Below are 13,149 nucleotides of genomic sequence, written 5' to 3'. Positions count from 1 at the left end.
ATTAATACATAGGTGTTAATTGCAAAGGGGGTTCTTGTAGAACTTTTGCCTGTTCTATAAAAGTTGCCGTCTGTCGCAGCCAGTAATCTTCCCCGGTTAACCACGGGAAATTTTTCGGGAACGCCGGATCAGCCCAACGCCGCATTAGCCAGGCAAGATAATAAACCAAACGCATGGCGCGTAAAGGTTCAATCAGTCCGATTTCAGCGGTGTCGAACTCGCTAAATTCTTCATAAGCTTCAATAATAGTTACTAACTGCATCCGCTGCTCAGCTTTATCGCCATTCAGCAACATCCACAGGTCCTGAATTGCAGGGCCATTACGCGCATCATCCAAATCGACAAACATTGGGCCATCGCGCCAGAGAATATTTCCGGCATGGCAGTCACCATGTAATCGCAGAACGGTGAAGTCCTCCCGCCAGTGTGCTGTAACGGCGGTAATAAGCTCATCCGTTGCCTTAAGGAAGGCCGCTTTCAGCCCAGAAGGTATCAGCGTAGCATTTTCAAACAGCTTGCGTGGCTCAATGAGATATTCATTCAGACCGATGGTCGGGCGATGGATAAAAAGCTGTTTGCGCCCCGTCTGGTGCATACGCCCTAAATAACGCCCAACCGCTTCCATCTGATCGATATTATCAGCTTCGAACTGGCGACCACCGACGCTTGGAAAAACGGCAAAATAAAATCCCTGATGATTCAATAAAGTTTGACCGTTAAAGGCCACAGGTGCTGCGACCGGAACTTCATCGCTTACCAGCTGCAACGCAAATTGATGTTCTTCGAGGATTTGATCAGCTGTCCAACGTTCAGGGCGATAAAATTTGACGACAAAACGTCGACGATCTTCGTCCTGAAATTGATAGACACGGTTTTCATAGCTGTTAAGCGGAGTAAGACCGGAATCCACCCGGATCCCATGCTCAAACAGAGCGTCCATGATGGTATCCGGGTGTAGTGTCTGGAAAGTAAAAGCGCTGTTGTTCATCCCATCATCCGGAAAACATTACGAATGATGAAGGATATCATTTCACAATGATTTTGTTGGTAGCGCTTACAAGCTTTTACTCTTTAATTACGCCACGCGCGCGTAATAGCGCCGTTTTGAAGTCTTCTTCATAATCTTTCTGCAACCCAGGGATCACCGCATCTTTCGCGGAATCGCGCATTTTCAGGTGATAGATCAGAATATCATCCGTCAAATCCGCCAGTTCGCCGTCAAAACCTGACTCTTTCGCCAGTTTCTGCAAAAATTGCAGCAGGTTAAGGTCTGGCTCTTTTTGCCAGGCTGGCTGGAGGAGTTCAATAACTTCATTCAGACGTTTACATTTCATAGTAATGCTCCTTACTCTTGAGACAGACACGTTAGCAGGGTCAATCCCACAATAAAAGAGGCGATATCGGTGAATCTGATGACGACGATAACAGGCGTTATACTGGCGGGCGGTAAAGCCAGACGAATGGGCGGCGTAGATAAAGGATTGCTTGAATTAAACGGCAAACCATTATGGCAACATGTCGCTGACGCGCTTATGACGCAGCTCTCTCACGTCGTGGTTAATGCCAATCGTCATCAGGAAATCTATCAGGCCAGTGGTCTGAAAGTAATAGCGGATTCACTGGCGGATTATCCTGGCCCGCTGGCGGGAATGCTTTCGGTAATGCAGCAGGAAGCAGGTGAGTGGTTTCTGTTTTGTCCGTGCGATACGCCTTATATTCCCCACGATTTAGTCTCCCGGCTTAATCATCAGCGCAAAGATGCACCTGTTGTGTGGGTCCATGACGGTGAACGCGATCATCCAACTATTTCTCTGGTAAATCGCGCTATTGAACCTTTATTGCAGGAATATCTACAAGCAGGAGAACGCCGGGTAATGGCATTTATGAATCTTGCTGGCGGTCACGCGGTTGATTTTAGCGACTGTAAAGAAGCATTTGTGAACGTGAATACGCCAGAGGAGCTTGCCCGATGGCAGGAAAAACAATGATACCGCTACTCGCCTTTGCCGCGTGGAGCGGCACCGGAAAAACGACGCTGTTGAAAAAACTTATCCCGGTATTATGCGCCAGAGGGATCCGCCCGGGGCTGATTAAACATACGCATCATGATATGGATGTCGATAAACCGGGCAAAGATAGCTATGAGCTGCGCAAGGCTGGCGCGGCACAAACCATCGTTGCCAGCCAGCAACGATGGGCCTTGATGACGGAAACACCAGACGAAGAAGAGCTGGATCTACATTTTCTCGCAAGTCGAATGGATACCTCAAAGCTGGATTTGATTCTGGTCGAGGGGTTTAAGCATGAAGAGATCGCAAAGATTGTGCTGTTTCGCGATGGAGCCGGACATCGACCGGAAGAATTAGTGATAGACAGGCATGTTATTGCTGTAGCCAGTGATGTGCCGCTTAATCTTGATGTCGCGTTACTGGATATTAATGATGTTGAGGGGCTGGCTGATTTTGTGGTGGAGCGGATGCAAAAGCAGGACGGATAGGCAAGAGCAGGCTGGAGAAGACGCGCCAGCGTCGCATCCGGCATTTTTTTTGCACCAACGCAAAAAGGCCATCCGTCAGGATGGCCTTCTGCTTTATCTGATGCCTGGCAGTTCCCTACTCTCGCATGGGGAAACCCCACACTACCATCGGCGCTACGGCGTTTCACTTCTGAGTTCGGCATGGGGTCAGGTGGGACCACCGCGCTACGGCCGCCAGGCAAATTCTGTTTTATCAACACGTCCTGTTCTGACCTGTCGATTTAATCTGTATCAAGCTTACTTATCGATGTCTCATCCGCCAAAACATCTTCGGCGTTGTAAGGTTAAGCCTCACGGTTCATTAGTACCGGTTAGCTCAACGCATCGCTGCGCTTACACACCCGGCCTATCAACGTCGTCGTCTTCAACGTTCCTTCAGGAGACTTAAAGTCTCAGGGAGAACTCATCTCGGGGCAAGTTTCGTGCTTAGATGCTTTCAGCACTTATCTCTTCCGCATTTAGCTACCGGGCAGTGCCATTGGCATGACAACCCGAACACCAGTGATGCGTCCACTCCGGTCCTCTCGTACTAGGAGCAGCCCCCCTCAGTTCTCCAGCGCCCACGGCAGATAGGGACCGAACTGTCTCACGACGTTCTAAACCCAGCTCGCGTACCACTTTAAATGGCGAACAGCCATACCCTTGGGACCTACTTCAGCCCCAGGATGTGATGAGCCGACATCGAGGTGCCAAACACCGCCGTCGATATGAACTCTTGGGCGGTATCAGCCTGTTATCCCCGGAGTACCTTTTATCCGTTGAGCGATGGCCCTTCCATTCAGAACCACCGGATCACTATGACCTGCTTTCGCACCTGCTCGCGCCGTCACGCTCGCAGTCAAGCTGGCTTATGCCATTGCACTAACCTCCTGATGTCCGACCAGGATTAGCCAACCTTCGTGCTCCTCCGTTACTCTTTAGGAGGAGACCGCCCCAGTCAAACTACCCACCAGACACTGTCCGCAACCCGGATTACGGGTCCACGTTAGAACATCAAACATTAAAGGGTGGTATTTCAAGGTCGGCTCCATGCAGACTGGCGTCCACACTTCAAAGCCTCCCACCTATCCTACACATCAAGGCTCAATGTTCAGTGTCAAGCTATAGTAAAGGTTCACGGGGTCTTTCCGTCTTGCCGCGGGTACACTGCATCTTCACAGCGAGTTCAATTTCACTGAGTCTCGGGTGGAGACAGCCTGGCCATCATTACGCCATTCGTGCAGGTCGGAACTTACCCGACAAGGAATTTCGCTACCTTAGGACCGTTATAGTTACGGCCGCCGTTTACCGGGGCTTCGATCAAGAGCTTCGCTTGCGCTAACCCCATCAATTAACCTTCCGGCACCGGGCAGGCGTCACACCGTATACGTCCACTTTCGTGTTTGCACAGTGCTGTGTTTTTAATAAACAGTTGCAGCCAGCTGGTATCTTCGACTGATTTCAGCTCCACGAGCAAGTCGCTTCACCTACATATCAGCGTGCCTTCTCCCGAAGTTACGGCACCATTTTGCCTAGTTCCTTCACCCGAGTTCTCTCAAGCGCCTTGGTATTCTCTACCTGACCACCTGTGTCGGTTTGGGGTACGATTTGATGTTACCTGATGCTTAGAGGCTTTTCCTGGAAGCAGGGCATTTGTTGCTTCAGCACCGTAGTGCCTCGTCATCACGCCTCAGCCTTGATTTTCCGGATTTGCCTGGAAAACCAGCCTACACGCTTAAACCGGGACAACCGTCGCCCGGCCAACATAGCCTTCTCCGTCCCCCCTTCGCAGTAACACCAAGTACAGGAATATTAACCTGTTTCCCATCGACTACGCCTTTCGGCCTCGCCTTAGGGGTCGACTCACCCTGCCCCGATTAACGTTGGACAGGAACCCTTGGTCTTCCGGCGAGCGGGCTTTTCACCCGCTTTATCGTTACTTATGTCAGCATTCGCACTTCTGATACCTCCAGCATGCCTCACAGCACACCTTCACAGGCTTACAGAACGCTCCCCTACCCAACAACGCATAAGCGTCGCTGCCGCAGCTTCGGTGCATGGTTTAGCCCCGTTACATCTTCCGCGCAGGCCGACTCGACCAGTGAGCTATTACGCTTTCTTTAAATGATGGCTGCTTCTAAGCCAACATCCTGGCTGTCTGGGCCTTCCCACATCGTTTCCCACTTAACCATGACTTTGGGACCTTAGCTGGCGGTCTGGGTTGTTTCCCTCTTCACGACGGACGTTAGCACCCGCCGTGTGTCTCCCGTGATAACATTCTCCGGTATTCGCAGTTTGCATCGGGTTGGTAAGTCGGGATGACCCCCTTGCCGAAACAGTGCTCTACCCCCGGAGATGAATTCACGAGGCGCTACCTAAATAGCTTTCGGGGAGAACCAGCTATCTCCCGGTTTGATTGGCCTTTCACCCCCAGCCACAAGTCATCCGCTAATTTTTCAACATTAGTCGGTTCGGTCCTCCAGTTAGTGTTACCCAACCTTCAACCTGCCCATGGCTAGATCACCGGGTTTCGGGTCTATACCCTGCAACTTAACGCCCAGTTAAGACTCGGTTTCCCTTCGGCTCCCCTATTCGGTTAACCTTGCTACAGAATATAAGTCGCTGACCCATTATACAAAAGGTACGCAGTCACCCCATAAAAGAGGCTCCCACTGCTTGTACGTACACGGTTTCAGGTTCTTTTTCACTCCCCTCGCCGGGGTTCTTTTCGCCTTTCCCTCACGGTACTGGTTCACTATCGGTCAGTCAGGAGTATTTAGCCTTGGAGGATGGTCCCCCCATATTCAGACAGGATACCACGTGTCCCGCCCTACTCATCGAGCTCACAGCATGTGCATTTTTGTGTACGGGGCTGTCACCCTGTATCGCACGCCTTTCCAGACGCTTCCACTAACACACACACTGATTCAGGCTCTGGGCTGCTCCCCGTTCGCTCGCCGCTACTGGGGGAATCTCGGTTGATTTCTTTTCCTCGGGGTACTTAGATGTTTCAGTTCCCCCGGTTCGCCTCATTAACCTATGGATTCAGTTAATGATAGTGTGTCGAAACACACTGGGTTTCCCCATTCGGAAATCGCCGGTTATAACGGTTCATATCACCTTACCGACGCTTATCGCAGATTAGCACGTCCTTCATCGCCTCTGACTGCCAGGGCATCCACCGTGTACGCTTAGTCGCTTAACCTCACAACCCGAAGATGTTTCTTTCGATTCATCATCGTGTTGCGAAAATTTGAGAGACTCACGAACAACTTTCGTTGTTCAGTGTTTCAATTTTCAGCTTGATCCAGATTTTTAAAGAGCAAAACTTCGCAGTGAACCTTTGCAGGTACACTCTGAAGTATTTTTTATTTAATCACTACAGAGATGGTGGAGCTATGCGGGATCGAACCGCAGACCTCCTGCGTGCAAAGCAGGCGCTCTCCCAGCTGAGCTATAGCCCCATAACATGTAGTTAAAACCTCTTCAAATTTGCCGTGCAAATTTGGTAGGCCTGAGTGGACTTGAACCACCGACCTCACCCTTATCAGGGGTGCGCTCTAACCACCTGAGCTACAAGCCTGTAGAGGTTTTACTGCTCATTTTCATCAGACAATCTGTGTGAGCACTGCAAAGTACGCTTCTTTAAGGTAAGGAGGTGATCCAACCGCAGGTTCCCCTACGGTTACCTTGTTACGACTTCACCCCAGTCATGAATCACAAAGTGGTAAGCGCCCTCCCGAAGGTTAAGCTACCTACTTCTTTTGCAACCCACTCCCATGGTGTGACGGGCGGTGTGTACAAGGCCCGGGAACGTATTCACCGTGGCATTCTGATCCACGATTACTAGCGATTCCGACTTCATGGAGTCGAGTTGCAGACTCCAATCCGGACTACGACGCACTTTATGAGGTCCGCTTGCTCTCGCGAGGTCGCTTCTCTTTGTATGCGCCATTGTAGCACGTGTGTAGCCCTGGTCGTAAGGGCCATGATGACTTGACGTCATCCCCACCTTCCTCCAGTTTATCACTGGCAGTCTCCTTTGAGTTCCCGGCCGGACCGCTGGCAACAAAGGATAAGGGTTGCGCTCGTTGCGGGACTTAACCCAACATTTCACAACACGAGCTGACGACAGCCATGCAGCACCTGTCTCACGGTTCCCGAAGGCACATTCTCATCTCTGAAAACTTCCGTGGATGTCAAGACCAGGTAAGGTTCTTCGCGTTGCATCGAATTAAACCACATGCTCCACCGCTTGTGCGGGCCCCCGTCAATTCATTTGAGTTTTAACCTTGCGGCCGTACTCCCCAGGCGGTCGACTTAACGCGTTAGCTCCGGAAGCCACGCCTCAAGGGCACAACCTCCAAGTCGACATCGTTTACGGCGTGGACTACCAGGGTATCTAATCCTGTTTGCTCCCCACGCTTTCGCACCTGAGCGTCAGTCTTCGTCCAGGGGGCCGCCTTCGCCACCGGTATTCCTCCAGATCTCTACGCATTTCACCGCTACACCTGGAATTCTACCCCCCTCTACGAGACTCAAGCTTGCCAGTATCAGATGCAGTTCCCAGGTTGAGCCCGGGGATTTCACATCTGACTTAACAAACCGCCTGCGTGCGCTTTACGCCCAGTAATTCCGATTAACGCTTGCACCCTCCGTATTACCGCGGCTGCTGGCACGGAGTTAGCCGGTGCTTCTTCTGCGGGTAACGTCAATGAGCAAAGGTATTAACTTTACTCCCTTCCTCCCCGCTGAAAGTACTTTACAACCCGAGGCCTTCTTCATACACGCGGCATGGCTGCATCAGGCTTGCGCCCATTGTGCAATATTCCCCACTGCTGCCTCCCGTAGGAGTCTGGACCGTGTCTCAGTTCCAGTGTGGCTGGTCATCCTCTCAGACCAGCTAGGGATCGTCGCCTAGGTGAGCCGTTACCCCACCTACTAGCTAATCCCATCTGGGCACATCCGATGGCAAGAGGCCCGAAGGTCCCCCTCTTTGGTCTTGCGACGTTATGCGGTATTAGCTACCGTTTCCAGTAGTTATCCCCCTCCATCAGGCAGTTTCCCAGACATTACTCACCCGTCCGCCACTCGTCAGCGAAACAGCAAGCTGTTTCCTGTTACCGTTCGACTTGCATGTGTTAGGCCTGCCGCCAGCGTTCAATCTGAGCCATGATCAAACTCTTCAATTTAAAAGTTTGATGCTCAAAGAATTAAACTTCGTAATGAATTACGTGTTCACTCTTGAGACTTGGTATTCATTTATCGTCTTGCGACGTTAAGAATCCGTATCTTCGAGTGCCCACACAGATTGTCTGATAAATTGTTAAAGAGCAGTTGCGACGCGGCTTTCAGCTCACTGTCGCGAGGTGGCGTATATTACGCTTTCCTCTTTCAGAGTCAACCCTGAATTTCAGGATTTTTCTCTTTATTGTTACGACCATCTTGTGAAGCGTTTCACGTTGTCGTCTCAACGGAGGCGCATTATAGGGATCCCAATTTTTTGCACAAGTACTTTTTTGATCTTTTTTTCTGTTTGTTGTTTTTTCACCCTTTTTGCTGCATTCACACACAAAACGGTGCTTTTTTGCATACTAAAAGACTTGCACAAGGCCAATAATGCACCCAAAGTCATTAGTAAATCATTTATTGTTGAGGTAAGTATGTCTGATGTTTTACGCCCATACCGCGATCTTTTTCCACAAATCGGTCAGCGCGTAATGATCGACAGTAGTAGTGTGGTTATTGGTGACGCCCGCCTGGCTGATGATGTGGGGATCTGGCCGCTCGTTGTGATTCGTGGCGATGTGAATTATGTACAAATCGGTGCCCGCACTAATATTCAGGATGGTAGCGTCTTACACGTGACCCATAAATCAACGGCTAATCCACAAGGCAATCCGCTGATCGTCGGTGAAGACGTTACGGTTGGACATAAAGTGATGCTCCACGGCTGCACCATTGGCAATCGAGTTTTGGTTGGGATGGGCTCAATTTTACTTGATGGCGCAATAGTAGAAGATGATGTAATGATTGGTGCGGGTAGCCTGGTCCCACAAAATAAACGGCTGGAGAGCGGATATCTGTATCTCGGTACCCCCGTCAAACAGATCCGCCCGTTAAGTGATGAAGAGAAGGCTGGGTTACGCTATTCCGCAAATAATTACGTGAAATGGAAGGACGAATATCTGGATCAGGGTAACCAGACCCAACCTTGATCATCTTCACTTTGTTCCTGAATTAAGTTTTCCGCTTCTTCCTCCAGGTCCCAGCGATGCTGACGAAAACTCGCTAACCACTGTTCTGGCGTATCTCCTGCAAAGCGGTTCGCCAGACTCTCTCCAGTAATAGCGCAAGTGAGCTGCATACCATTTACAAGAGCTGGAAAACAAACGCATTTTTTACTCTCGTTCCACTCTTCCCTGTCTGGAAACTGGGTGGCCTGATTCACGCGGACAACTCCTCCTGCAATTGCTTTATAACTGGTGCTACGTCAGGCAGAACACCGTGCCAGAGAAGAAAGGCATGAGCCGCCTGCGCCACTAACATCCCCAATCCATCCGCATTACGTTTTGAGCCTTGCTGTTCACACCATGCCAGAAAGGGCGTTTTTCCCTTCTGGTAGAACATGTCATAACAACAAATACCTGAATGGACGAGCGATGCCGGGATCGCCGGAACATCTCCACTAATGCCACTGGATGTCGCGTTAATAATAAGATCGAACTCGTGGCCTTCCAGTTCGTCCATACCCAACGCCTGAACACTTCCAGTGTGCGCAAACAATTTAGCCAACTCTTCCGCGCGAGAAACCGTTCGGTTAGTGATTGTCACCGCACAGTCCAGAGAGAGAAGCGGCAGTAATACCCCACGAGATGCCCCACCAGCGCCGATAAGCAGAATACGTAAACCGGAGCGAATAAAAGACAGACGTTCCAGATCGCTTAACAAGCCTACACCATCGGTATTGTCACCCAGCAGGCGTCCATCTTCTAACCGCTTGAGGGTATTAACAGCACCAGCCAACGCTGCCCGTTCAGTAAGCTCATCTGCTCTGGCAAAAGCCTCTTCTTTAAAAGGCACTGTCACATTCGCACCTTTACCACCAGCACTAAAGAAAGCGTTTAGCGTGTTGATGAAATCATTGATGGGTGCCAGCACGCGGCCATAGGGATGTTCAATATTCAGTTGCTGAGCAAATTGCTGATGAATGAATGGCGATTTGCTGTGGGCTATCGGATTACCAAAAACAGCATAGGTTTCCATTATGTTACCCCTGTCGAAACAGTTCACCCGTCAGGGCATCACGAATTTCTGAAGGATTTAAACGACCGCCCGTTTCACCTCGCACAACCGGGAAATCAGCACCAAACTGTGCGTGAACTTCCTCTATTGTTCGACAAGGTGGCAATCCACTCAAGTTGGCACTGGTAGAAACCAGCGGTTTACCATAAGCCTGGCACAAAGCAACCACCAATGGATGGTCGGTGACTCGTACAGCAAGCGAATCAAAGCGGCCCGTCAACCATCGTGGTGTTGTCGCAGGCGCGGGAAAGACAAAGGTGACAGGACCAGGCCAGCGAGAAAAAATGGTTTCACGCTGCGCGCCAGTCAGCATGCTGTCATCAATATAGGGTTTAAGCTGCTCGTAATTTGCCGCGATTAAAATCAGCCCCTTATCAACCGGACGCTGTTTTAATTCCAACAGCCGCATCACTGCTGTTTCGCTATCAGGATCGCACCCGACACCAAAAACAGCTTCCGTTGGATAGGCGATGACACGTTCTTCATTGAGGACATCTATCGCAGCTGCGATAGCGTCTCCTTGCAGGTTATTATTCACGTTATTATTCCGCCGAAACCGGCTTTCCACATTGTTTACTGGCACAGAAATGTTTAACACCCTGCGCGGTTTTCTTTTCGATGAGTAGCGGATAATGACACTCAGGGCACTCTCCGGCTATTGGTTTGAAGTTAATAGCAAATTGACACTCAGGGTAGCGATCACAGGAGTGAAATGTTTTGCCATAACGGGAGCGGCGCTGGACCAGATGGCCCGTCCGACATTGAGGACAGGTAATTGCTGTTTCGTCCGGTTTATCGATAAGCTCGGTATGTTCGCATTCAGGGTAGTTACTGCAACCAATAAACATACCAAAGCGTCCCTGGCGTAATACCAGATTTGCTCCGCATGCAGGGCAAACCTGCCCCTCCAGAACTTTGACGATATGCCCATCCGCTGAAGATTTCAGAGGACGGACGTAGTCACACGCCGGATACTGTGAGCACCCAAGAAACGGACCGTGTTTCCCGGATCGAATAACCAGTTCAGCCCCGCACTTTGGGCAGGACTCATTATTACGCACCGTGAACAGTGCTGATTTCGCCATAACAACTTATGCTGAATTAAAGAAATGATTAATGCAGCATACCTTCATTCACTTCAAAGAGTAATTCTTCCATTTGCTGGTACGCATTTTCGCAGCCCGGGATGTTGAACAACACCATCAGGATCACCCATTTCAGATCATCCAGTTCGAACTCTGCGTTATCCAGCGCGAGCACTCGCTCTATCACCATTTCACGGGTTTCAAGGTTGAGCACCTGAATCTGCTCAAGGAAAAGCAGAAACCCACGGCAGCTGGCATCCAGTCGTTCACACTCTTCCGGTGTATAAATACGCATGGAGAGAGGATCCGAGGCCAGTTGCATCGGTTCTGCCAACCCTTCCTGATAATCAGCAAGTTTTTCCAGCCATAGCAGGGCATTGTAGATATCTTCTCGCTCAAAACCTGCGTCGGTAAGATCCTGTTCAAGTTTGTCTTGATCCACACGCAACTCAGCTTCAGTGTGAATATAGGTTTCAAACAAATACATTAGTACGTCGAACATGGCATGCCCTCCTCAATCGGACATAGCCGCCGGGTACAGCTGCGATCCATCCTGCTAACTCCAGTTCAAGTAGTTGAGTAACTACCTCTGGCACAGGTTGGCCGGCACGTTCAGCGACGACGTCAACAGGTGTTACCTCATCTCCTACGTTAGCCAGGAGCTCAGGAAATGGCAATGCCACGTCTTCCTGATCTGATGAATAAAATGATTTTTCATGGGCATCTGGCAACCAGTGCAATCCATATTGCAAATTTTCCAGAATTTCTTCCGGTTCCGTCACAAGAATCGCACCTTGTTTTATAAGCCAGTGGGGGCCTTCACTTCCGGGACTCCCTAATGGACCGGGCAAAGCAAAGACTTCACGTCCCTGCTCAAGCGCACAACGCGCTGTCACCAGTGAACCACTGCGCAAAGCCGCTTCCACCACCAGTACACCTTTACTTAGACCACTAATAATGCGATTTCTTCGCGGGAAATTGTAAGCAAGAGGAGGGGTATCAAGGGGAAACTCCGAGACAAGAGCCCCACCATGTTCAAGCAGACTGGTAGCAAGTCGGGCATGGCGACGCGGATGAATGGTATTTAGCCCATTCCCCAGCACAGCAACACTGACACCATTTACCTGCAAGGCCGCTTTATGCGCTACACCATCGATTCCGCGCGCCAGCCCACTGGTAATTGTCACGCCTCGCGCCGCCAGCGCCTCACATAACAGCCGCCCCCACCGTTCGCCATACCATGAATGCGCCCGGCTTCCCACTACGGCCAACTGAAATGATTGCAGCGCTTGTAGATCACCAGCAACAAACAGTGCACCTGGATAATCAGCCGTTGCAATAAGTTGAGGAGGATAAAATTCACTGTCCGCTGGGATTAAATGATGGTTAGGTTGCTCCAGCCAACAAAGTGAGCTTTCAATACTCTGCTGTGAAAATGTAAGAAAGCGTTGTGCCTGTCGCGATGAAAGCCCTGTTTGCTGCAGTACAACTGCATCAATATTTGGCTGTTCTACCAGCCAGTGAGCAATGCGGACCATATCATCGCCGTACAAGCTGCTGATGCTCATTAAACGCAGCCAAATTTCGGTATCGACCATCCTTATCTCCCTGCCATAAGCAGCCTTAGCAATCTTTGCGATTGGTCAGTGATGCTGTCAATCAGAGGGGGATTTGTCTAGAATAGAAGAAATAATCTTTCTAACTCCTGAACACATCTCTGGAGATTTATGTCAGTTTTGCAAGTGTTACATATTCCGGACGAGCGGCTTCGCAAAGTTGCTAAACCGGTAGAAGAAGTGAATGCAGAAATTCAGCGTATCGTCGATGATATGTTCGAGACGATGTACGCGGAAGAAGGTATTGGCCTGGCGGCAACCCAGGTTGATATCCATCAACGTATCATTGTTATTGATGTTTCGGAAAACCGCGACGAACGGCTGGTGTTAATCAATCCGGAGCTTTTAGAAAAAAGCGGCGAAACAGGCATTGAAGAAGGTTGCCTGTCGATCCCTGAACAGCGTGCTTTAGTGCCGCGCGCAGAGAAAGTGAAAATTCGCGCCCTGGACCGCGATGGTAAACCATTTGAACTGGAAGCTGATGGTCTGTTAGCCATCTGCATTCAGCATGAGATGGATCACCTGGTCGGTAAACTGTTCATGGATTACCTGTCACCGCTGAAACAACAACGTATTCGTCAGAAAGTTGAAAAACTGGATCGTCTGAAAGCCCGGGCTTAAGGATAAG

The 13,149-nt window shown here is 50.1% G+C and carries 12 protein-coding genes, 2 tRNA genes and 3 rRNA genes; 4 read left to right on the top strand and 13 right to left on the bottom strand.

The window, feature by feature from the left end; all coding sequences use genetic code 11:
• Window position 1 precedes the first annotated feature (1 nt).
• Both srkA and AACU94_RS21355 read right to left on the bottom strand, forming a co-directional pair.
• Window positions 2-988 carry a stress response kinase SrkA gene (gene srkA / locus AACU94_RS21360; protein ID WP_135385315.1) on the bottom strand — a complete coding sequence of 329 codons (987 nt, stop codon included), beginning with the start codon at window positions 986-988 and terminating at the stop codon, window positions 2-4.
• A 76-nt stretch (window positions 989-1,064) separates the two neighbouring features.
• Window positions 1,065-1,334, bottom strand: coding sequence for a YihD family protein (locus AACU94_RS21355; protein WP_001295263.1), 270 nt, complete (start codon window positions 1,332-1,334; stop codon window positions 1,065-1,067).
• Between the two features lie 69 nt (window positions 1,335-1,403).
• Here AACU94_RS21355 and mobA point away from each other — a divergent pair, with 69 nt between their 5' ends.
• Both mobA and mobB read left to right on the top strand, forming a co-directional pair.
• Entirely contained in the window at window positions 1,404-1,988 is a 585-nt protein-coding gene (mobA, locus tag AACU94_RS21350) for a molybdenum cofactor guanylyltransferase MobA (RefSeq protein ID WP_135488570.1), read from the top strand.
• Window positions 1,970-2,497, top strand: a complete 528-nt coding sequence (mobB, locus tag AACU94_RS21345; RefSeq protein ID WP_135488569.1) for a molybdopterin-guanine dinucleotide biosynthesis protein MobB — start codon at window positions 1,970-1,972, stop codon at window positions 2,495-2,497. The genes mobA and mobB overlap by 19 nt, the downstream gene beginning before the upstream one ends.
• Window positions 2,498-2,599: 102 nt before the next feature.
• Here mobB and rrf read toward each other — a convergent pair.
• The 5 genes from rrf to AACU94_RS21320 all read right to left on the bottom strand — a co-directional run bounded on the left by rrf (window position 2,600) and on the right by AACU94_RS21320 (window position 7,707).
• A 5S ribosomal RNA gene (rrf, locus tag AACU94_RS21340) occupies window positions 2,600-2,715 on the bottom strand.
• 101 nt (window positions 2,716-2,816) lie between these two features.
• Window positions 2,817-5,720: ribosomal RNA gene (locus tag AACU94_RS21335) — 23S ribosomal RNA — on the bottom strand.
• 183 nt (window positions 5,721-5,903) lie between these two features.
• Window positions 5,904-5,979, bottom strand: a tRNA-Ala gene (locus tag AACU94_RS21330).
• Between the two features lie 42 nt (window positions 5,980-6,021).
• Window positions 6,022-6,098 (bottom strand) — tRNA-Ile (locus tag AACU94_RS21325).
• Window positions 6,099-6,166: 68 nt separating this feature from the next.
• Window positions 6,167-7,707: ribosomal RNA gene (locus AACU94_RS21320) — 16S ribosomal RNA — on the bottom strand.
• The 16S, 23S and 5S rRNA genes sit together here with 2 tRNA genes alongside, the layout of an rRNA operon.
• Before the next feature lie 471 nt (window positions 7,708-8,178).
• On the opposite strand from AACU94_RS21320, the gene AACU94_RS21315 reads away from it, so the two are divergent.
• Window positions 8,179-8,733, top strand: a complete 555-nt coding sequence (locus tag AACU94_RS21315) for a gamma carbonic anhydrase family protein (RefSeq protein ID WP_135488568.1) — start codon at window positions 8,179-8,181, stop codon at window positions 8,731-8,733.
• Here AACU94_RS21315 and AACU94_RS21310 read toward each other — a convergent pair.
• The 6 genes from AACU94_RS21310 to dprA are packed head-to-tail and all read right to left on the bottom strand — an operon-like array spanning window position 8,709 to window position 12,503.
• Window positions 8,709-8,966, bottom strand: coding sequence for a DUF1488 family protein (locus tag AACU94_RS21310; protein WP_135488567.1), 258 nt, complete (start codon window positions 8,964-8,966; stop codon window positions 8,709-8,711). The two genes, AACU94_RS21315 and AACU94_RS21310, sit on opposite strands and share 25 nt — an antisense overlap.
• Window positions 8,963-9,781, bottom strand: a complete 819-nt coding sequence (gene aroE / locus AACU94_RS21305; RefSeq protein ID WP_130217596.1) for a shikimate dehydrogenase — start codon at window positions 9,779-9,781, stop codon at window positions 8,963-8,965. Before aroE ends, AACU94_RS21310 begins: the two co-directional genes overlap by 4 nt.
• A 4-nt stretch (window positions 9,782-9,785) precedes the next feature.
• Window positions 9,786-10,358: an L-threonylcarbamoyladenylate synthase type 1 TsaC gene (gene tsaC / locus AACU94_RS21300; RefSeq protein WP_135488566.1), complete on the bottom strand. Its 573-nt coding sequence runs from the start codon at window positions 10,356-10,358 to the stop codon at window positions 9,786-9,788.
• A gap of 4 nt (window positions 10,359-10,362) precedes the next feature.
• On the bottom strand, window positions 10,363-10,905 hold the full coding sequence (locus AACU94_RS21295) for a DNA topoisomerase family protein (RefSeq protein WP_001129723.1): 543 nt from the start codon (window positions 10,903-10,905) through the stop codon (window positions 10,363-10,365).
• A gap of 28 nt (window positions 10,906-10,933) precedes the next feature.
• Complete coding sequence (gene smg / locus AACU94_RS21290) at window positions 10,934-11,407, bottom strand: DUF494 family protein Smg (protein ID WP_000460680.1); 474 nt, start codon at window positions 11,405-11,407, stop codon at window positions 10,934-10,936.
• Window positions 11,379-12,503, bottom strand: coding sequence for a DNA-protecting protein DprA (dprA, locus tag AACU94_RS21285; protein ID WP_130206875.1), 1,125 nt, complete (start codon window positions 12,501-12,503; stop codon window positions 11,379-11,381). Before dprA ends, smg begins: the two co-directional genes overlap by 29 nt.
• A 129-nt stretch (window positions 12,504-12,632) precedes the next feature.
• On the opposite strand from dprA, the gene def reads away from it, so the two are divergent.
• A complete protein-coding gene (gene def, locus AACU94_RS21280; protein ID WP_000114984.1) occupies window positions 12,633-13,142 on the top strand; it encodes a peptide deformylase in 510 nt (169 codons plus the stop codon).
• Window positions 13,143-13,149 lie beyond the last annotated feature (7 nt).

The sequence above is a fragment of the Escherichia sp. E4702 genome (assembly GCF_963883545.1).
GTDB lineage: Bacteria > Pseudomonadota > Gammaproteobacteria > Enterobacterales > Enterobacteriaceae > Escherichia.
Note: the sequence above shows the minus strand (reverse complement) of the source record. Positions and strands in the feature narration are given on the sequence as shown.

Excerpts from the sequence above, each read along its gene's own strand:
- srkA (WP_135385315.1), bottom strand. The coding sequence starts at position 988 with ATGAACAACAGCGCTTTTACTTTCCAGACACTACACCCGGATACCATC.
- AACU94_RS21355 (WP_001295263.1), bottom strand. The coding sequence starts at position 1,334 with ATGAAATGTAAACGTCTGAATGAAGTTATTGAACTCCTCCAGCCAGCC.
- mobB (WP_135488569.1), top strand. The coding sequence starts at position 1,970 with ATGGCAGGAAAAACAATGATACCGCTACTCGCCTTTGCCGCGTGGAGC.
- AACU94_RS21315 (WP_135488568.1), top strand. The coding sequence starts at position 8,179 with ATGTCTGATGTTTTACGCCCATACCGCGATCTTTTTCCACAAATCGGT.
- aroE (WP_130217596.1), bottom strand. The coding sequence starts at position 9,781 with ATGGAAACCTATGCTGTTTTTGGTAATCCGATAGCCCACAGCAAATCG.
- AACU94_RS21295 (WP_001129723.1), bottom strand. The coding sequence starts at position 10,905 with ATGGCGAAATCAGCACTGTTCACGGTGCGTAATAATGAGTCCTGCCCA.
- smg (WP_000460680.1), bottom strand. The coding sequence starts at position 11,407 with ATGTTCGACGTACTAATGTATTTGTTTGAAACCTATATTCACACTGAA.
- dprA (WP_130206875.1), bottom strand. The coding sequence starts at position 12,503 with ATGGTCGATACCGAAATTTGGCTGCGTTTAATGAGCATCAGCAGCTTG.
- def (WP_000114984.1), top strand. The coding sequence starts at position 12,633 with ATGTCAGTTTTGCAAGTGTTACATATTCCGGACGAGCGGCTTCGCAAA.